The sequence below is a fragment of the Acidobacteriota bacterium genome (genome assembly GCA_016716435.1).
GTDB lineage: Bacteria > Acidobacteriota > Blastocatellia > Pyrinomonadales > Pyrinomonadaceae > OLB17.
The window spans coordinates 978039-997110 of sequence record JADJWI010000003.1; the positions used below are offsets into that span (position 1 = coordinate 978039).

11 protein-coding genes are annotated in these 19072 nt (G+C 57.3%); 1 reads left to right on the plus strand and 10 read right to left on the minus strand.

The annotated features are described in order from the left end of the window. The first annotated feature begins 87 nt into the window (after window positions 1-87). On the plus strand, window positions 88-2064 hold the full coding sequence (locus IPM21_07905; GenBank protein ID MBK9163820.1) for a DUF2779 domain-containing protein: 1977 nt from the start codon (window positions 88-90) through the stop codon (window positions 2062-2064). On the opposite strand, the gene IPM21_07910 is transcribed toward IPM21_07905, so the two are convergent. The 10 genes from IPM21_07910 to IPM21_07955 form a co-directional block, all read right to left on the minus strand. Beyond that, window positions 2065-4338 carry a glucoamylase gene (locus IPM21_07910; GenBank protein ID MBK9163821.1) on the minus strand — a complete coding sequence of 758 codons (2274 nt, stop codon included), beginning with the start codon at window positions 4336-4338 and terminating at the stop codon, window positions 2065-2067. A gap of 114 nt (window positions 4339-4452) precedes the next feature. Beyond that, on the minus strand, window positions 4453-5097 hold the full coding sequence (locus tag IPM21_07915) for a hypothetical protein (GenBank protein ID MBK9163822.1): 645 nt from the start codon (window positions 5095-5097) through the stop codon (window positions 4453-4455). 106 nt (window positions 5098-5203) lie between these two features. Continuing rightward, the gene (locus IPM21_07920; GenBank protein MBK9163823.1) at window positions 5204-6571 is read right to left on the minus strand and encodes an alpha-amylase; all 1368 of its coding nucleotides are present in this window, start codon (window positions 6569-6571) and stop codon (window positions 5204-5206) included. Between the two features lie 66 nt (window positions 6572-6637). After that, on the minus strand, window positions 6638-7930 hold the full coding sequence (locus tag IPM21_07925) for an MFS transporter (protein ID MBK9163824.1): 1293 nt from the start codon (window positions 7928-7930) through the stop codon (window positions 6638-6640). A gap of 57 nt (window positions 7931-7987) precedes the next feature. Beyond that, window positions 7988-9943, minus strand: a complete 1956-nt coding sequence (locus tag IPM21_07930; protein ID MBK9163825.1) for a cyclomaltodextrinase N-terminal domain-containing protein — start codon at window positions 9941-9943, stop codon at window positions 7988-7990. A 29-nt stretch (window positions 9944-9972) separates the two neighbouring features. Further along, window positions 9973-11499 carry a 4-alpha-glucanotransferase gene (malQ, locus tag IPM21_07935; protein ID MBK9163826.1) on the minus strand — a complete coding sequence of 509 codons (1527 nt, stop codon included), beginning with the start codon at window positions 11497-11499 and terminating at the stop codon, window positions 9973-9975. A gap of 84 nt (window positions 11500-11583) precedes the next feature. Next, window positions 11584-13455, minus strand: a complete 1872-nt coding sequence (locus IPM21_07940; protein MBK9163827.1) for a cyclomaltodextrinase N-terminal domain-containing protein — start codon at window positions 13453-13455, stop codon at window positions 11584-11586. Between the two features lie 151 nt (window positions 13456-13606). Next, window positions 13607-16900: a TonB-dependent receptor gene (locus IPM21_07945; protein ID MBK9163828.1), complete on the minus strand. Its 3294-nt coding sequence runs from the start codon at window positions 16898-16900 to the stop codon at window positions 13607-13609. Between the two features lie 193 nt (window positions 16901-17093). Beyond that, window positions 17094-18290: an ROK family transcriptional regulator gene (locus IPM21_07950; GenBank protein ID MBK9163829.1), complete on the minus strand. Its 1197-nt coding sequence runs from the start codon at window positions 18288-18290 to the stop codon at window positions 17094-17096. A 159-nt stretch (window positions 18291-18449) separates the two neighbouring features. Next, window positions 18450-19064: an HD domain-containing protein gene (locus tag IPM21_07955; GenBank protein ID MBK9163830.1), complete on the minus strand. Its 615-nt coding sequence runs from the start codon at window positions 19062-19064 to the stop codon at window positions 18450-18452. Window positions 19065-19072: the final 8 nt, after the last annotated feature.

A 19072-nucleotide genomic window follows, 5' to 3' on the forward strand; every position in this document is an offset into this window, starting at 1 on the left:
GGTTAAATTCCGCCCGTCTGCTTTATTATTCCCGGCCGGGCGGAATATACTCTTCGGGCGGGAGCAACTGCGTTCCCGACCATCCCTATGACAAAGCCGCGATATCTCACGAAATCAAGATTTAAGCTCGCAGTCGATTGCCCGACGAAGCTCTTTTACACGGGCAAGGAAGACGAGTACGCGAACCAGAACATCGACGACCCGTTTCTGCTAGCCCTTGCCGAGGGCGGCTTTCAGATCGGCGAGCTGGCAAAGGCCTATTACCCCGATGGCGTCGATATCAAGGCGCTCGGTTATGAGGAAGCTCTTGCCGCGACCAATGAACTCCTTGCGACCGGCGAGGCGACCATCTTTGAGGCCGCCGTCCGCTTCGAAAATCTCTTCATTCGCGTCGATATCCTTCGGCTCTCGGGCAACCGCATCGAGGTGATCGAGGTAAAGTCGAAGTCTTACGACAAAGAGGGCGATGCCTTTTTCGGCAAGCGCGGCGGGATAAGTTCGGCGTGGAAGCCGTATCTTTACGACATAGCTTTTCAGAAATACGTCGTTCAGAATGCGTTCCCCGGCTACGAGGTCGCGGCGTTTTTGATGATGACGGACAAGGCGGCCGTTTGCCCGACCGACGGGCTTAACCAGAAGATACGCATCGCGAGGGAAGGCGAGCGAAAGTCGGCAAAGCTGGTCGAGCCGCTTAGCGAAGCCGAGCTCGAAACGAAGCTCCTCTGCCTTGTCCCGGTCGATGAGGAATGCGAACGCATTTTTGCCAACGAGGACACGAGGCCGGCTGACCCGCTTTCGTTTGCCGAGCGGGTTTCGCTATTTGCTGCGAGCTACGAACGCGATGAGAAGATCCCTTCGCCGATCGGGCAAAAGTGCAAAGGGTGTGAGTTCATTGCGACGCCCGAGGACGAGGCCGAGGGCCTGAAGAGCGGCTTTAAGGAGTGCTGGCGTGCGCAACTCGGCTGGACGGATGCCGACTTCGAAGAGCCAACCGTGCTCGACATCTGGGATTACCGGCAAAAGGACAAGATGATCGCGGCGGGCAAGATCAAGCTCGCGGCGATCACCGAGGACGACATCGGCTCGAAGGCCGACGACCGCCCGGGGCTTTCCCGCAACGAGAGGCAATGGCTGCAGGTGAGCAGGGCCGTAAGCGGCGACGGCTCGTTCTACATCGACGCCGATAACCTCGCCCGCGAGATGGAGTCGTGGAAGTTTCCGCTCCACTTCATCGACTTTGAGACGGCGACCCCGGCGATCCCGTTCAACAAAGGCCGCCGGCCATATGAGGGCATCGCCTTCCAATTCTCTCACCACGTGGTCGAAGCCGACGGCAGCATTCGCCACGCCGGTGAATACGTCAACACCGATCGCGGGACGTTTCCGAACTACGCTTTCGCCAGGGAACTGAAGGCCGCGCTCGAAGGCGACTCGGGCACAATTTTCCGCTATGCCGCACATGAGAACAGCTACCTGAACATGATCTATCGCCAGCTTCGCGAGGACCCGAGCGACGTCCCTGACCGCGAAGAGCTTTGCGAGTTCATCCGCTCGATAACCGTTTCCGGGAAGGACTCGGCCGAGACGTGGGAAGGCGAGCGGAAGATGGTCGATCAGCTCGAGCTCGTAAAACGGTACTTCTACGACCCCTATACGGGCGGTTCTAACTCGATCAAGAAGGTGCTGCCGGCGATCCTGAACGCCTCCGAGTTTCTGCAGGAGAAATACGCGCTGCCGATCTATGGCGACGATGATCATATCCCGAGCCGAAACTTCGAGCGGTGGGCATGGATCGTACACGAAGAGGGCGTCGTCATCGACCCTTATCAGCGGCTGCCGCGGATGTTCGCGGACGTTCCCGAGGATGATCTGGAACTTTTGAGCGAGAGCGATATGCTCAACGAAGGCGGAGCGGCGATGACGGCCTATGCACGTCTGCAATTTGAGGACATGACCGAATACGAACGCGGTGAGATCATCAGGGCGTTGCTCAAATATTGCGAGCTCGATACCTTCGCGATGGTGATGATCTACGAAGGCTGGCGAGAGATGCTCCGGGCATGATCACCGCCGCCGGCCGGCGTAGCGCTGATAGACGACGTCGGGCGTGTCGAGGTTTCGGCCGGCTTTCAGGTTGGTCGCGAGCCGAATGAACTGCGCCATCGACCAAGCAAGCGGCGTCGCCGAGCCCGTTCCTTCGCCAAATTTCAGCTCGGGAATGAACTGCTTGTCGATGTTCTTCGGCGTCTCTTTCTTGTCCCAAACCTGCTCGGGGATCATCAGGCCTTCATTCGCGAAAGCGAGCATGTTGTCTAGCCGGGACTGAGCCAACTGCAGATATTTGATCGATGGCTTGGCAGGTGGCTGCGGCGTTTCACGCTTGTCAAGCGGTCGCATGTCGCGTTCGTTATACAACTGTAGATACCGGAGATGAAGAGCCAACTCATACTGCGCGCGTTCGCCTGAAAGCAGAACCCAGAGCCTGCCCTTGCCCGTGTATTTCCCATCCCAGTTCCAGCGGCGGCCGTCCGGCATTTCGCCGTAGCCGTCGTTATTGTAGCGATAGAACGCCGGGCCGTTCGGCGTATCGACCTTGATGACCTCGTCGATCACCTTCAGCGATTTCATTATCAGCGGGTCGTCCGCACGGCGGATGCCAAGCCGGACGAGTTCGAGGAAACCGGCATCGACGATGTCGCGTTCATCAAACGTGCCGGCACCGTTGTTGAGCTCGATCTTATCGCCGGCGTCGGGTTTGCCGTTCTGCGTTATGCGGAGGTAGTAGTTGCCGTCGCCGTATTTGCCGGTCGTTGTCGCGGTCCATTTCTCGATGTTCGCTTCCCATTCGTCGGCGGTCTTTAGATAAAGCTCGGCCGAGGCCGTGTCGCCATTTCGCCGGGCAATCTCGGCCGCGCAGGCGAGGCCCGCGATCTCGGCCGCGATGGTCGAGGGCGAATAGCCTGCCTCTTCTTCCCAGCGTTCCTGCGGCGTCGCGGGGCCGTTCTTGACGATGAAATCGGCCGCTTTTTTGACGTGGTTTTCCCACGTTGCCTTATCGAACCGCTTCAGCTCATAGGCCATTATTAGCGGATAGGCGACCTCGTCCATCTGCAGCGAACCCCAGAACGGCCGCCCGTCGAGCCACGAATTTTGAGGGAAACTGCCGTCCGGTTTTTGCTGTACCTTAAAGAGAAAATCGAGGGCACGCTCTGCCGCGGGACGGTCGCCGATCGCCATAAATGCCGTAAATACCTGATAAAGATCCCGCGACCAAACGAGATGATAGCCGCCGATGTTCGGCTCGTTCGCGTTCGCCCCGCCGCCCCACGGCACGCTCATCGAGGCAATATTCGCTCCCGGATTCGCCTTGTCCTCATGCGCCTTAAGCTGCATCGCCGCCATGTTGAACTGCGCCTGATACTTCGCATCGACCTTCGGCAGCGTCTTCACATAATCCGCCCAGCCTTTTTCATACTCGGCGAGACATCTTACAAAACCTTTTTCTTCGGACTCATTAGCGATTGCTAAAGCCTCTTTTGTATCTTTTCCGAAACCCAAAACGACGGTAAAATTCTTTGAGCCGCTGAATATCGGTACTTTTGCGACCTGAACAATATTCCCGTTGACCGCTCTTGTATTAAATCCATTTGATAACTTTCCGTCTTTCTTTAGTTCCATCAAACCATCGCTGGTGTCGAGAAAGCCGTTTGATATTTCATCAAGTCCAGTCATTTCCCCGTCAAAAACGATGGCCGAAGCAATTTGTTTGTCTTCAGCCAGTAAAGCTAACGGATAGGATTTATCTGAACCGAAATGTCCGACCATGGTATTTGAAGCAGAGTCACCCATTCCCGAATTCCCGATAGATGGGTCATAGTACAGATAAATTCTAAGTTCCCTATTTCTCGGCTCGAATTTGACGTCGATCAGCACCGAATCGTTCTCCGGATTGGTCACGTACGTCTTCGTTATCTTCCACTCGCCGGACTTCGCCGTATTGATCTGCTGAAAGGTCAGCGAATCCGGCCGGGTTACGCGGATCTGGTGGAAGGCGTCGTCCTGCTCGGTCTCGACCTTTTTTGTTTTTGGATTGACGACGACGAACTGGAGCAAATGCACATTGGCGACCGTTACGTCCGGGTAATAGACCTCGGTCATCACGCCCTGTGCGAGTGTGAACCAGACCTTGCTCTCGGTGGTCGCCGATGTCCCGACGCCCTGCTTCGCGGCGGTCGCCCACTGGGCATCTTTGCCCGGGCCACCCGGAGCGACCGTCTGCCCCGAAACCGCCACGGCGAAGATCACCGCCGCGACCGAGAGAAGGAAACTATTTCGCAAACAGGATATACAGGATAAAAAGGATGCTGATCGAAAGATCCTACTACTGTTGAGCGTTCCAAAAATCATGTCTATCCTATCCATCCTGTAAAACCTCCCCCTTGTCTCCGCGTCTTACTTTCTCTCGAACTTTCCTTCCCGCCATGCGAGTTCGTAGAGCAGTTTTCCCTTTTCGCTGATCTCGAAATCGGTGGTTTCTTCAACGATCTTTTTCGCGAAGACCTTCATCGTCGTGCCGACGCGGGGAAGTTCGTACCAATGCTTTTTGTTATAGTCCGGCACGGCGACGAGCGAGACGTCCTCCCATTTCCCGCCGCGGTACTCGAGGAAATGAAAATCGCTCATCATCTCGGCAAAGGTCGCGACTCCGACCAGATAGGTGCCGTCCGGCTTTTTGAAGATGGCCATCTCGATGCAGCTCTGGGCGCCGTCGCAGCCGCCCTTGAAATAGCCGTTCTTTATGTCTTCGACCTCGGTGAACGTCTTTAGATATTCGGCACGAGCTTTTTTGCAGCCTTTGTCCTTCGCCCGGTCGCAGCCTTCAAGCGTGAAGTATTCGTCCGGAAGAAGGGCAAAGAAATCCATCACCGTCCGCGGGCCGGTTTGGGGCGGATCCGCAGAGGTCGCATCGCCGGCCTCGCCGGTCTTTGCCTCAGCAGCAGGCGTTGCTGCCGGGGCGGCATTGTTCGCCGTCGGTGCGGCGCCCCCGCACGAAAATATCGAGCTAAGGGAGAAGAAAAGCGTTATCGCGAGCTTCATATTGTTGGTTGACTCCTTCGCGATGAATTGTAACCCAAAGGCGTTTCAAACAGGATGCAATTTCAAGACACAAGTTTCGCGTCCCCGCGTCGCCTTGTCCGCGTGCCTAGCTCTTCCGCCGGAAGATCCTGAACCCGTGACCCTCAAGGCTGATGGCCGGGAGTGCAACGGTCCTCTCCGGTGCATTTGGCGTCAACTCTTCAAAGGTGCCGCTCGCTTCAAGTGTCCCCACGAAAGGCGTGCTCGCCATATTTATCGCGACCACGATCTCTTCCGTACCGGTACGGCGGGCGAAGGTTACGATTCGAGCCTCGTCCGAATTCTTCATCCACCGCAACTCACCGCGGCGGAGAGCGTTAGACGACTTTCGCAAAGCGATCATCGCCGGATAAAACTTGACCATATCCGGCCGCCGCTCGGCAAATTGCCAAAAGATCGGCCGCTTTTCAAAGAGTGCCGGAGCACCCGATTCGGTGGTGTCGCCCGCCTCCATTCCGTTATAGATGAGCGGAATTCCATCGAGCGTAAAGACAAGTGCCTGTGCGGCAAGCGCTCCTTTCTCGCCAAAGCGGGCGATCGCTCGACGCTCATCGTGGTTATCAGAGAACCGCATTCGTAGGCTGCCGCGAGGGAACTTCGCCGCCTGGTCTTCCCAAACCTTCCGGAGCTCGTAGGCCGGCATCTGGCCGTGGAGCATCTTGTCGAGCATTGCGTGCATCGCCCACGAGTAGTCGAGGTTAAAGGCGTTGGCCATCAGGTCCGGCGATTCCCACTCGGCGAGCCAGAGCGTATCGGCCTTGACCTTATCGACCTCGGCACGGGCCGTTTCCCAAAAATCGGTCGGGACAAATCCGGCGACGTCGCAGCGAAAGCCGTCAAGGTCATACTCCCGCACCCAGAACTTCAGCATCTCGATCATGTATTTGCGAAGCTCGGGATTGTCGTAGTTCAGGTCCGCGACGTCTGCCCAGTCCGGCACCGGAGCGACGATCTCGCCTTGCGCGTTGCGCGTGTAAAATGCCGGCGTTTTCATCATCACGCTGTCCCACGCCGTGTGGTTGGCGACGATGTCGATGATCACCTTCATCCCGCGGCGGTGCGATTCGGCAACGAGGCGTTTGAGGTCTTCGGGCGTGCCGTAGTCCGGATTGATCGCGTAAAAGTCTTTGACCGAATAGGGCGAGCCGACCGTGCCTTTCCGCTTCGCCTCGCCGATCGGATGGATGGGCATCAGCCAGAGCACATCGACGCCGAGCGTCTTGAGCCGATCGAGGTCACGCGTAATGCCGTTGAAATTCCCATCGGCCGAGTATTGCCGCGGAAATATCTGATAGATCACCGCATCTTTTACCCAGTCCTGCGAAGGCCGAGCATTCTGCTTTGAAAAATCCCTCACCGGCTGCACTTGCGCGAGCGTGAGTGCTGAAAGCAGTACGACTGTGATGAATAGAAACGGTACCCTGTTATGTGTCATGATCTAGCCCCTCTTTACCGAAATTAATTAATAATTAGTAATTACTAATTAGTAATTATCTCGTCATTAGTGCCCACCGCCGGCCGCAACGCCTTCGATCTTCGCCGCTCCGACGTCCTTTACGATGAACACAAGCAGTGCGGCGACGATGAGCGACGCTCCGCCGAGCATTACGGCGTTAAGCGGGTTGTCGCCGAGAAGTGGTTTGTAGATCTGCGGCGTCAGGAAGCTCTGCACTATCTGCGGAATTACGATGAAAAGATTAAAGACGCCCATGTAAACACCCATGCGTGCCGGGTTGATCGCACCGGCCAGGATCACGTAAGGCATTGAAAGGATCGACGCCCAAGCGATGCCGACGCCGGCCATCCCTATGAAAAGAAAATACGGGCCGGTCGCAAAATAGGTAGAGATCAGCCCAAGGCCTCCGAGCAAGAGACAAACAATATGCACGCCTTTTCGGCCGATCCTGTTAGCAAGCGGCGGAATGCCAAAGGCGACGAGAAAACACACAAAGTTATAGACCGCAAAGCAGACGCCGCCCCATTCTGTTCCTTCCTTGAACGCCGCGGATGTCTCATCGGCCGCTCCGAAAACATGGCGGGCGACCGTAATGCCGTAAAACTGCCACATGAATGGCAATGCGAACCAAGTGAAAAATTGCACGACCGCGAGCTGCTTCATCGTCGTCGGCATATCGCCGATGGCGCCCGAGATCTCTTTGAAAATATTGCCGACAATGCTGCCCTCGGCGTTCTTTTTCCGGAAGGCCTCGATGTCTTCCGGCGGTGTTTCATCGGTCGTGAAGACGGTCCAAAGCACCGCACCGAGAAATGCCGCGGCACCGACGATAAAGGCGATCAGCGTCGAGTACGGAATACCGCTTTTCATTATGCCGACGACTCCGGCCCATGTGAGGATGTAAGGCAATGCGTTGGCGAGCGTCGAGCCGATGCCAATGAAAAACGACTGCATCACGAAACCGAGCGTCCGCTGTTCCTCGGCAAGCTTGTCGCCGACGAATGCACGGAAAGGCTCCATCGTGATGTTTATCGAGGCGTCCATCACCCAAAGCAATCCCGCCGCCATCCAAAGCGTGCTCGAGTTCGGCATCAGCACCAGGCAGATGCTGGCAATGATCGCGCCGACGAGGAAGAACGGCCGCCGCCGCCCCAGCCGCGTCCATGTGCGGTCGCTCATCGCGCCAACGATCGGCTGTACCAGCAATCCGGTCAGCGGCCCGGCGAGCCAGAGATACGGTAGATTGGCCGCATCGGCACCGAGGTATGTGTAGATCGGCGACATATTCGCCATCTGCAAGCCCCAACCGAATTGAATGCCGAGAAATCCGAAACTCATGTTCCAGATCTGCCAAAATGTCAGCCGTGGTTTGTTTTCCATAAATTTCTCCAGCCGCTATTTCGTTACGTAAATTCCTGCCGACCGGGCCGGGATCTTTGCTTTGACTTTGCCGTCGTTCACTTTTATATCGGCAAGATTGCCGAGAGCGTCCTTTAGCACCCCGTCAACCGGTATCTGTTTGCTGATGAATGTGATGTCGAAGCTGACCTCGGCCGGTTTGGTGTCGTTGTTAAAGATAACGACGACGGCGGCCTTGTCCGTCAGCCGGGCATAGGCGTATTGCTGCTCTTCATCAAGCAGGTCAAGCGAGCGGCCGCGGCGGAGCGGCTCAAGCTCTTTCCTCAGAGCACCGAGCTTTGCAAGATGATTCCAAACGTCGTTTTCCTCGGCGGTGCGGCCCGCAGCGGTGAAGGCATTTCGCGGGTCGCCCGGAAATCCGCCCGGGAAATCTCGCCGGTTGTCCGGGTCGGCTCCGCCGGGCATCGCGATCTCGTCGCCGTAATAAAGCAGCGGCGTTCCGCGGGAGGTCATTATCAGTGTTTGGGCGAGTTTTAGCCCCGTAGTCGTCGCACCCGGCTCATTCATGAACCGCGGCATATCGTGAAGTCCGAGGAAGGTAACCAAAACGTCCGATCGCGGATAGATCCAGTCGCGGGCAAACATCTGGTGCACTTCGCGGATCGGCTTACCTTGGGCGAAGGCATTTCGGATCGGGTAGAAAAGTCCGAAGTCGTAAAGCGTGTCGATCTCGGGGTCGAGTCCGTCCCAGCCCCTGCGGCCTTTCTGGAAGAACGAAAGCAGAACCGGATCGCTGTCATAAAGTTCGCCGAGGATATTCACTTTCGGAAATTCGCGATGCACGGCCGCTCCCCATTTTGCCCAGAAGCTTCGCGGCACGTGCGGCAGCGTGTCCATCCTAATGGAATCAAAGCCAACCTGGGCGATCCACCAGAGCGAGTTCTGGATAAGGTACTTCTCGACCTCGGGGTTGTTCTGGTTCAGGTCCGGAAGTATGTCGATGAACCAGCCGTCGATATTCCGCCGCTGTGTTTGATAGGTCGCCCGCGGGTTCATCGCCGTCCATTTCTGCCAGTTGTTCGAGTCGTGCTTTTCAAGGGTACCGTTGAACCAGTTCGGTGTCGGCGGGTCGTTTGCCCAGGGGTGATACGGCCCGGTGTGGTTTACGACCTGATCCTGCAAGACCACAAAGCCAGCCAAATGCGCCTTTCGGACAAACTCCTTGAGCTTCGCCATATCGCCGAGATGCTCGTCAACGGCGTAAAAGTCGATCGCTCCGTAACCATGAAATCCGGTCGTCGTCGGCATTTCGGGCGGATAAACCTCGAGCGTGTCCTCGCGGTCGGCGTTATCGTAAACGGGCGTCGTCCAGAGAGCGGTAGCCCCGAGCGACTTGATATACGGAAGCTTATCGATGATGCCCTGCAGGTCGCCGCCGTGATAATGTCGGCCCTTTTTTCGGTCGTAAAGCCCTTTCGACTTCGGCGGGTCGTTGTTGGCCTGGTCACCATCTGCAAAGCGATCGGTGAAGACGAAATAGATGACATCATCGACCGCAAAGCCGTTGTAGTTGCCCAACCGCTGCTGCGGCGTGAAGACCTCGAAAGGAGCCATCGTCGAACCGGCGGATGTAACAATTCGAAGCTGGTAATTTCCCGGCCGAACGGTCTCCGCCAGACGCACGTCGGCAAAAAGATAGTTGCCGTTCGCGCTCGACATGAAGTTACTGGCGGTGATTCCCGCCGTCGCCGATTCGATCCTCGCACCGCCGAGGTTCTTGCCCTTGATAAGAACGCGGACGGGGTTGATCGTGCTCCCGACCCACCAACTCGGCGGATCGATCTTCTCAAAAGCCGGAGCCTGCGCCGCCGCCGCCGCAACCGCGAAAAGAAGGATTAAACCGCAGAGACGCAAAGACGCAGCGAAAAAGAAGCTTTTGTTCCGAATTTCTAACGCATGCGCTCGCTTGATCGCTGCAACTTTTACAAACATGTTCTCTCTCATTCTCCGTGTCTCCGTGTCTAAACCGTCCGTCCGTACGTTTCCGTCAATTCCCGCAGCCGGGCGGTGATCTCGTCGGTCAGCGCGCCGCGTTCGAAGCGCCAGAACCAGTTGCCGGACTCGGAAGCCGGCAGGTTCATCCGCCCTTCGGTCCCGATGCCGAGCAGGTCCTGCACCGGCGTGATCGCCGTGTCCGCAACGCTCGCCCAAACGGCCCGGATAAAGTCCCAATGTATCTCGCTCCCTTCGGTGCAAAGATATTTGAGGCTGTAATCGTGTTCGCGGGTGATGTCCTCCGCGTCGCGGGTCGAGCCCGCACCGGCCTGCGAGAGCCACCAGCCGACGGTCGTGTCGTTGTCGTGTGTGCCGGTATACGCAACGCAGTTTTGCGTGTAGTTGTGCGGAAGGTCGTGGTTCTTCGCATCGCCGCCAAAGGCGAACTGAAGGATCTTCATTCCCGGGAAGCTGTACATGTCCCGAAGCTCTTCGACGTCCGGCGTGATCACACCAAGGTCCTCGGCGATCACCGGCAGGCGGACGAGGCTCTCGCGAAGAGTCTGGAAAAGCTCCTTGCCCGGAACATCGACCCAGCGGCCATTTTCAGCCGTCTTGTCGCTGCCCGGCACTTCCCACGAAGCGGCAAACCCGCGGAAGTGATCGACGCGGACAACGTCGACGGTTCGGAGCGTGAACTCGACCCGAGCGACCCACCATTTGAACCCATCGGCACGCATCTGCTCCCAATCGTAGATCGGGTTGCCCCAGAGCTGGCCTGTCTCGGAAAAATAATCCGGCGGTACACCGGCGACGACCCGTGGGCTGCCGTCCGGGTTCAGCTTAAATTTCGACTGATTGCACCAAACGTCGGCCGAATCGAGTGCGACAAAGATCGGCACATCACCGATGATCTTCACACCATGTTTATTCGCATATTCCTTGAGCAAACCCCACTGGCGAAAGAAAAGAAATTGATAAAACTTCTCGGCCTGTGTCTCGTCAAAAAGTTGCTCGCGGATGGCGGCCATCGCCCCGGGTTCGCGGAGCTTGAGAGGCGTCGGCCATTCGTACCACGGCCTTTGGCTCTGCGAAGTTTTGACCGCTTTGTAGGTCGCGTAGTCTTCCAGCCACCAATCGTTCTCGTGCTGAAACTTTTCGAACTTGCCGCGGATGTCCGTGCTTGTCGTGTGCTGAAAGCCTTCATAGGCGAGCGGGAGCAAGTGCGATTTCCATTCATAGACCGAGCCGAAATCTACGCGATGAGCAGGGAACTCGGGCCGGTCGGCGACCTGCTCGGCCGTAAGGAATTCGTCCTCGACTAGCATCTCCGGCGAGATCAAAAGCGGATTGCCGGCAAATGCCGAAAAGCATTGATACGGCGAATCGCCATACCCGGTCGGCCCAAGCGGCAGGATCTGCCAATACGTCTGCCCGGCGGCCTCAAGAAAATTTACGAAAGAATACGCCTCCGGCCCGAGATCGCCGATGCCGTAATCGCCCGGCAGGCTCGTCGGATGAAGCAATATCCCCGATGCTCTTGGAAATTTCATTAGTTAAAAAACTTGCTTAGCGTCGAGCAAATACCCCGACTGGACTGCAGGCGTCCCCGCCTGAAAATCCGCCCGCGGCCTAAGCTATAGCGCGGGCTTTATCTCATAAACGAAAGCACTTCGCGGAGCCATCGTGATCCGCAGCCGCTTTCCGTCGCTCTTGATTTTTTCACGGTCGCTGATGACCGGTGCAAACTCGACTTCGTGCAAAGCCAGTCTACTGGGAACTGCGTAATCTAGCTCGATTACCTTTTCCTGATCGCCCGAGTTGAAGGCGATCACATTGGTCGCGGTCCAATCAACAAGTTGAACACGCCGCTCAAAAACATAGGCGTCCTTGTCGTAAAAGAGATCGGTAGTCGTTCCGTTCGCCATCGCGATGCTTGCCCGGCGCGCGTTCATCCACTTGCGTGTCCATTCGAACATCCGCTGTTCTTCTGCGGTCCGGCCTTCCCGTGAAAAGGCGCTTCGCTGGTCGCCGCGAAAGCCGCCGGGGAAGTCCTTTCTGTTGTCCGGATCGTGGCCGCCGGTCATCGCGAGCTCATCGCCGTAATAGATCTGCGGGATGCCGCGGACGCTCATCGTGAACGCCATGTGCATCATCGCTCCTTCGAGCGTCGCTCCGGGCGTTGACATAAAGCGGTCGATGTCATGGTTCGCGGTCAGGTTCGTAAGCCGGTAGCGGTTCGGGTAAAGCCCGTCGTATTTCAGAACATCGCGGAGCGCCGATGCCGGCTTCTTGCCGGTGAAAACATCACGCGAAGCTTCCCAAAGATTGAAGTCGAAAACGCTCGGCAATTTGGTGTCGATACCGTCCCAGCCCGTCTTCCCGCCCTGAAAAAAGGCGAGGTGTGCCGAGTCCATCTCAAGCACCTCGCCGACGAGATAAAAGTTTGGATACTGCTTCAAGATCGCTGTTGACCAATCGCGGATGAACGTCCGCGGCATGTATTGGATCGTGTCCTGGCGGATGCCGTCGATCCCCGTCATCCCGATCCACCAAAGTGCGTTCTGGATCAGATATTTCGAGACCTCGGGTTCGTCCTGATTCAGGTCAGGCAGAAATTCGTTGAACCAGCCGCGAAGCAGAATATCGCGTTCGGCTGGCGAGGCGTTCGGCGAAAAGAGCACCGAGTCGTTGAACGTGTTCTGCTTGAATGGTGAGAACCAGTTCTCGAGCGGCGGCCGCTTCACCCACTCGTGCTGCACGCCGACGTGGTTCGCGACCTGGTCCTGTATCACCTTGATCCCGCGTTTTCGTGCCTCGCTTACAAGCTCGCGAAGGTCGGCCATCGTCCCGAAGTGGTTCTCAACGCCGTAGTAATCGATGGCATGATAGCCGTGATAATTCGTATAAGGGCACCAGGGCTGGGCACACGTGTTCGGCTCGTCCGGATTGTCGTACCAGGGCGTTAGCCAGATGGCCGTTATGCCGAGTTCCTTCAGATAATCGAGCCGCGAGATGACACCGCGAATGTCGCCGCCGTGCCAGCCGCGGGGATTCTTCCGGTCAACTTCCTTGTTGTTGCGCTCGTCGCCGTCCGCAAAGCGGTCGGTCATTATCAGATAGATGATGTCGTCGCTCGTGACCTCGTCCTTCGGGTCGCGCGGCAAAAGCTGCGGTAGAAGCTCCCAGCCGAACGCCTTCGAGCCCGCGGCGGTCTCGATCCTGAACTCATATTTACCCGGCCGGGCATCTTTTCCGATCGAAATATCAAAAAACAAATGGTCGCCCGATCCATTCACCCGCACGCCGCCAACCTTAAGGCTCTTTGCGGGCGAGATGACGTGGGCACCGGCGAGGCCGCTTCCGCGAATGAGCATCCTTACTGTTGCGACCGAATGGCCGGCCCACCAGTTCGGCGGCTCGGCCTTCTCGACCCTCGGTGCGGCCGCAAGAGCGGCTCCGGCGAGCACGGCCGTAAGGGCAAGGGCATTTAACGCGGATCGGAGCATCGTAAAAGAAAAGGGGCGTGGGAACGATTATCGTTCACGCCCCTTGAAAGAACAAAGTTGTTCCGGGCCCGGAGGTTCGGCTTTGTTTCGCTTGTCCCGAGATGGGCAACCGAGAAAAGCCGCTGGTCAGCCTCCGCTCCGGGCCAGGGCTTTAGAACTCAAGCCTGAGTCCGAACTGGATCTGGCGATTCGTGAACCCGTAGGTCGAACGGATCGTTCCGAACCCAAAGACCGGATCCGTGTTGCCAAGGTCCGTGTTCGGCGGCGTGAGCTGCGGCGTATTGAACAGGTTGAAGAACTCCGTGCGGAACTGGATCTTGAACAGTTCTCCCCAGGCAAAGTTCTTCGTAAGGCCCATGTTCAGTTGGTTCGCGATCGGGCCGCGGAGGCCGTTCCGCTTAAGCGTTCCAAAGCGTCCATTCGGGGCTTCCGCAAACGCACCGCGGTTCAGGTATATGTTGTCATTTCCCGTATACGGATCACCGACAAGGTCGACCAGAACTCCGTTGCGGCGAACGTCGAACGGCTGTCCGCTTTGGAGGCGGTAGATGCCGTTGACCTGCCAACCGCCGATGATTGCGTCAAGAGCCTTCGGCATATCGCTGCCATACTTGCGGCCGCGTCCGAAGGGAAGGTCGTAGACCGACTCGAACGAGAACACGTGCGGGAAGTCAACCCTCGACCGCGAGAACGGCTCGATGAAGTTGATGTTCGTATCGCCGACCGAGTCGAACGCGCCTTCGCCGTTATCTCTGGTCTCCGAAAGCGTGTAGGCAACGCGGTACTGCCAGCCATCGCTAAAGCGACGTTCGAGCTGGATCTGGAGCGAGTCGTACTGCGACTTGCCGACGTCGTCGCGGACGCGTGCCGGGCCGTTGAGCGACGGGTAGCAAAGCCCATTAACCAACGCACGCGGGCACGGAGCCTGCGTCCCGTCCTGAACGATGCGGCCGTTGAGGTTGTAATAGAGGATCAGGTTGCGGCCGGTCGTTCCAACGTAGCCGACGCTGATCGCCGTATTGCTGGTCAGTTGGTGCTGGACCTGGAAATTGTACTGGTGGATGTTCGACGTCTTGTTGTCGGGCAGCCACGCAAGCACGCTGACGTTCTGCGGGTTGTTAAGGTTGACGCTATCGACCGAACCGATCGGGAGCGGGCCGGTAGCAAGACGCGAATCGAGCGTGCCGTTCGGAGCACGGCCCGAGAGCGTGATGCGGACGCCGTCACCGTAGTTGAACTGCGAGAAGCCGCTGTAGGGCGGGTTCTGAGCAAGCTGGTTGTCTATACCGCCGCGGTCAAGGAAATAAAAGAGTCCGTAGCCGCCGCGAATGACCGTCTTGCCGTCGCCTTTGAGGTCGTAGGCAAAGCCGAACCGCGGTCCGAAGTTGTTGGTGTCGGTTTCCGTCAGCGAATCGTTCGAATCGCTGGCAACGACAAGGCGGCCGGTGTTGATGTCAAAGTTTGCCTGCCGGCCGTACATCTCGGTCGGGTTGGTAAAGTACTCATACCGAAGGCCGAGATTGAGCGTCAGCTTGTTCGTCACACGCCAGTCGTCCTGGATGAAGAAAGCATTCTCCCAGTTGCGGGTGCCGACCGTGCCAAAGGGCGGGCCGATCTGGTAGTTGCAGACAAAGCCGATCAGGAGGTCTGCCTGTTCCCAGCCCGTCGCCGGAGCTCCGCCGCACTGCGAGGGGTCGCTGTTGCCGATCAGGAAGAAATAGCCCTTACCGCGGTTCGGACGATAGAGGGCAACGTCGCGGCGAAGGATCGTTCCGCCGAACTTGAACGTATGATTTCCCGTGATGTAGCTCATACTGTCAACGATCTGATAGGTCGTTTGCGGTACGAGGTACGGTCCAAAGTCGCCGGTGTACTCGAGCTGGCCGTTGTAGCCGCCGATAAGAGCACCGCCGCCGAGGTTCTCATCTCGGTTTGCGTTCGGAATGCCGAGGTCCGCTGAGATCGTCTGATCAAAGAACGGCGGCGTGTAGCCGTAGCGAATGCGGTTGACCTGAATGCGGAATTCGTTAAAGAGCGAAGGCGAAAGAGCCGTGTTCAGGCCAACCACCGCTCCGCGGGTACGGATCGGGTTCGTTCCCGAACCGAAACCGGCCGGCAAGGCCGGAAGCCGCGATGACGTCGTCTGGTCGAACATTCCGTAGCTGTACCGCCCAAAGATCTGGTTCTTCGAGTTCAGGTTCGAATCGATACGGATATCGTACGTGTCCTGGTCGAGCGTCTCGTTACGGGTCGTTATGTAGTTGTTGAAGATGCCGGACCGGTTCGGCAGCGGGAAAGCCTGAAGGTAGGCAAGGCCAACCGCGTTCATACGGCTGCCCGGAAGCTGATCGACCCGGTTTCCGGCGATCGGAAGTCCGGTCAGGACGTCAGTCAACTGAATGTTTTCGGCCAACAGCTCTGAGAAATTGCCTGTCCGCATCAGCGCGGTCGGAACAGTTGCCGTCTCTTGGTTCAACGGAAGGAACTGACGAAGCCCTTCATAGTTACCGAAAAAGAAGACCTTGTCCTTCCAGATCGGGCCGCCGAGCGTTCCGCCATATTGTCCGCGGCGAAATTCGCTCTTTGAGTTGTTAAAGGTCGGACGTGCGTCCAGATTGTCGTTGCGAATGAAAAGAAACGCACTGCCGTAAAAGTCGTTGCGGCCTGATTTGACGACCGAGTTAATGATCGCACCGCCGCCGCGGCCGAACTCGGCCGTCGCGACGCTGGTCTGCACGCGGAATTCCTGAACGGCCTCGGCCGACGGGAAGACGTTGATGGTGTTGACGAGCGATTCGTTGTTATCGACACCGTCAAGCAAGAAGTTGTTCGCTTGCGTCCGCTGGCCGTTTACCGAGAGAGCGGCACCGCCGGTGTTGCGGCCGCGGTAGGTCTCAGCGTTGCCGCTGACGCCCGTGGCAAAGCCGGCCGGTACACCCTGAGTTACGCCTGGCGTGAGCCTTGCAAGCTCAAGCACGTTTCGCCCATTGAGCGGAAGTTCCACCGCCTCGCGGCCGCTGATCACCTCGCCAATGGCGGAAGTGCCCGTATCGACCTGCGGGATATCAAGTGTGACCGTTACGGTCTCCGTGACATCACCTGCTTCGAGCGTGAAGTTTGCCGTTGCATTCTGCGCGACCGAAAGCGTCACTTCCTGCTGGGTCATTTTGAAGCTCGCCTGCGAGACCTCGATCTGATATCGGCCCGGCTGCAGCGAGATTAGCGAGTAAAAGCCTTCGCCGTTCGTTGTAACCGAAACTTCTCGTCCGGTGCCGATGCCGCTGACCTTAACGGTCGCACCGGCAACGGCTGCTCCGGCCGCGTCTGTTACCGTTCCGGAAATGCGTGCGGTCTCGGTCTGGGCAAAGCCCGCGGCAGCAAGAACCGCAACCGAGAACGCCAGACAAAGGAATCGTCGCGTTCCAGTAAAGATTTTGTGTTTCATATTCTTGGTGTTCCTCAATTCAAAATTGCAGTTATCGGTGCCAGCGATCTCTGCGGTTCTTTTTGGAGCGTTCCCTGAACGAGCGTTCGGCTAGTTGGGGACGCCGAGTCAGAGTGTGAAAGATTGTTTGTTTCCTAAACAAACAAAGTATTAAATATTCCATATCGGTCTGTCAAGCGAAAAATTCGCTCAACTAACCGCTCGCCGAAGCAAACTTTTTGGCAAGTACAAGGCCGACCGACCCGAGCACTGTCGGGTCATCGCCCAGGGTCGACGGTACTATCGCCGGTGTTTCGAGTTCGTTTCTAATGCTTCGCCCGGCAAGGACCTGAAGTTCGTCACGGATAAGTTCCCATGCACGAACCACCCGCCCGTTGATAACTACCGCCTGCGGGCTGAACCCGACGATCAAATTAGAGATCCCGATACCAAGGAATCTGGCACTTTCTTTCAGCGTTTCGACGGCGTTTGCTTCACCGTTGCGGGCCAATTCGATTAATCGGTCAATATCGATAGATGGATTCGCCGTTCCGTTCAATGCGGATGCATACCGGGCAACTATCGCCTTTTCTGAGGCGTGAGCTTCCCAGCAATCTCTCCGGCCGCATGAACAGAGCACCGGAGCATTCTCGCCGACGAACATATGGCCGAATTCGCCCGCTGCGCCGAATTCACCCCGATAGATCTGGCCATCGATAACGATCCCGGTGCCGATGCCCTCGGCGACCAATATCATTACAAAGTTGCGGGTTGTGCGGATCCTTTCGTCGCCGAACCATAATTCGGCGACCGCTACCGCATTTGCGTCGTTATCGATGGTCACCGGAAGGCCGAATTTTCGCTCGATCTGCGACCCGATATCCCAGTTATTCCAGCCGAAATACGGTATGTAGACGATCGTTTGGCTGTCCGGGTCGGCGATGCCCGGGATACTTATCCCGACCTCCAGATTGGCGTTTCTGTGTTCCTGGGCAAATTCCCCGACGGGCGCCAATATCTGTTCATTCATGTAGCTGAGGTCACCAGAGGTCGGAAAGACCTTTTTCTCAAGCACGTTGCCGCCAAGGTCCGCTAGGGCGATCGTGGTGAGCCTCGGAGTAACATCAACCCCGATTGCGACCGGGATGCCGGTCTTTAATTTGAGCAATGTCGGCCGCCGGCCGCCGGTTGAGGTGCCGGCGCCTATTTCCTCGATAAATCCCTCGCCCAATAGTTCATCTACGATCGCCGAAACGGTCGAACGCTGCAGCGACGTCTCCCGAGCGATATCCGCCCTTGAGATCGGCGACTTCACGCGGACATAGTTCAGCACGATCTGCTTGTTTATGTCGCGGATCGTGTTGTGCCGGGCTATCTGCGATTTGGCCTTTGAGAGGTATATCTTCTTCATTAAAGCGTGTTCCTCGCGGGCCTGCGGTCAAAATGCAAGGCGGAACTTGATAGTTTGTTGCCTAAACAAACAAACAAACACTGATATTTATACATCTCCTGCTTAAAATGTTCAATATGCACGAGTGAATTTCTCGCAAGAGCCAGCGGCGGAGTGCATCTAGGGAAGGATCGAGGCCGCGTGCCACTCGATGATATCGTTCAGCAGTTCGGGTTCGAGGATGAGTTTTGCGATCGTCGGGTCAAATTCGATCGCCGCGAGGTCCGCGATCTCTTTACGGGCGGCATCGGGCGACATATTCGGCCTTCCGGGCCGCGTTTCCATCATTGCCGCGAAGGAATCTGCCGTGCGGAGTATGCGGGCGGCAAGCGGGATCTGTTCGCCTGAAATGGCGTCCGGATAGCCGCCGCCGTTCCACCACTCATGGTGCCAGCGGACGAGCAGCTGAACGCCGCGGGCGAGCCCGATCTTTGCCGCTTCCTGTTCGCCGATGACCGGATGCCGGTGCAGGTCGAACCGTTCGTCCTCGGTCAGCGAACGATGCTCCGCGATATAAGAGCGATCCATCGTCGCCTCGCCTATGTCGTGGACAAGCGCCGCCTGCTGCATATAGAAACGGTCGTGCGCGGCCATTCCGAGCCGCGTCCCGATGCGGTCGGCGATCGAGGCGATAAGTTGTCCGTGCGGACGCGTATAGCCCTCGAAGCGGTCGATCCCGACCGAAAGGTCTATCAGCTTTTGTTCGAGCCTGCTTTCCTGTTCTGCTGTTTGCATTGTGCGAG

What these genes read in the sequence shown, in the direction of transcription:
- IPM21_07905 (MBK9163820.1), top strand. Translation starts at nt 88, where the DNA reads ATGACAAAGCCGCGATATCTCACGAAATCAAGATTTAAGCTCGCAGTC.
- IPM21_07915 (MBK9163822.1), bottom strand. Translation starts at nt 5,097, where the DNA reads ATGAAGCTCGCGATAACGCTTTTCTTCTCCCTTAGCTCGATATTTTCG.
- IPM21_07920 (MBK9163823.1), bottom strand. Translation starts at nt 6,571, where the DNA reads ATGACACATAACAGGGTACCGTTTCTATTCATCACAGTCGTACTGCTT.
- IPM21_07925 (MBK9163824.1), bottom strand. Translation starts at nt 7,930, where the DNA reads ATGAGTTTCGGATTTCTCGGCATTCAATTCGGTTGGGGCTTGCAGATG.
- IPM21_07930 (MBK9163825.1), bottom strand. Translation starts at nt 9,943, where the DNA reads ATGTTTGTAAAAGTTGCAGCGATCAAGCGAGCGCATGCGTTAGAAATT.
- malQ (MBK9163826.1), bottom strand. Translation starts at nt 11,499, where the DNA reads ATGAAATTTCCAAGAGCATCGGGGATATTGCTTCATCCGACGAGCCTG.
- IPM21_07940 (MBK9163827.1), bottom strand. Translation starts at nt 13,455, where the DNA reads ATGCTCCGATCCGCGTTAAATGCCCTTGCCCTTACGGCCGTGCTCGCC.
- IPM21_07945 (MBK9163828.1), bottom strand. Translation starts at nt 16,900, where the DNA reads ATGAAACACAAAATCTTTACTGGAACGCGACGATTCCTTTGTCTGGCG.
- IPM21_07950 (MBK9163829.1), bottom strand. Translation starts at nt 18,290, where the DNA reads ATGAAGAAGATATACCTCTCAAAGGCCAAATCGCAGATAGCCCGGCAC.
- IPM21_07955 (MBK9163830.1), bottom strand. Translation starts at nt 19,064, where the DNA reads ATGCAAACAGCAGAACAGGAAAGCAGGCTCGAACAAAAGCTGATAGAC.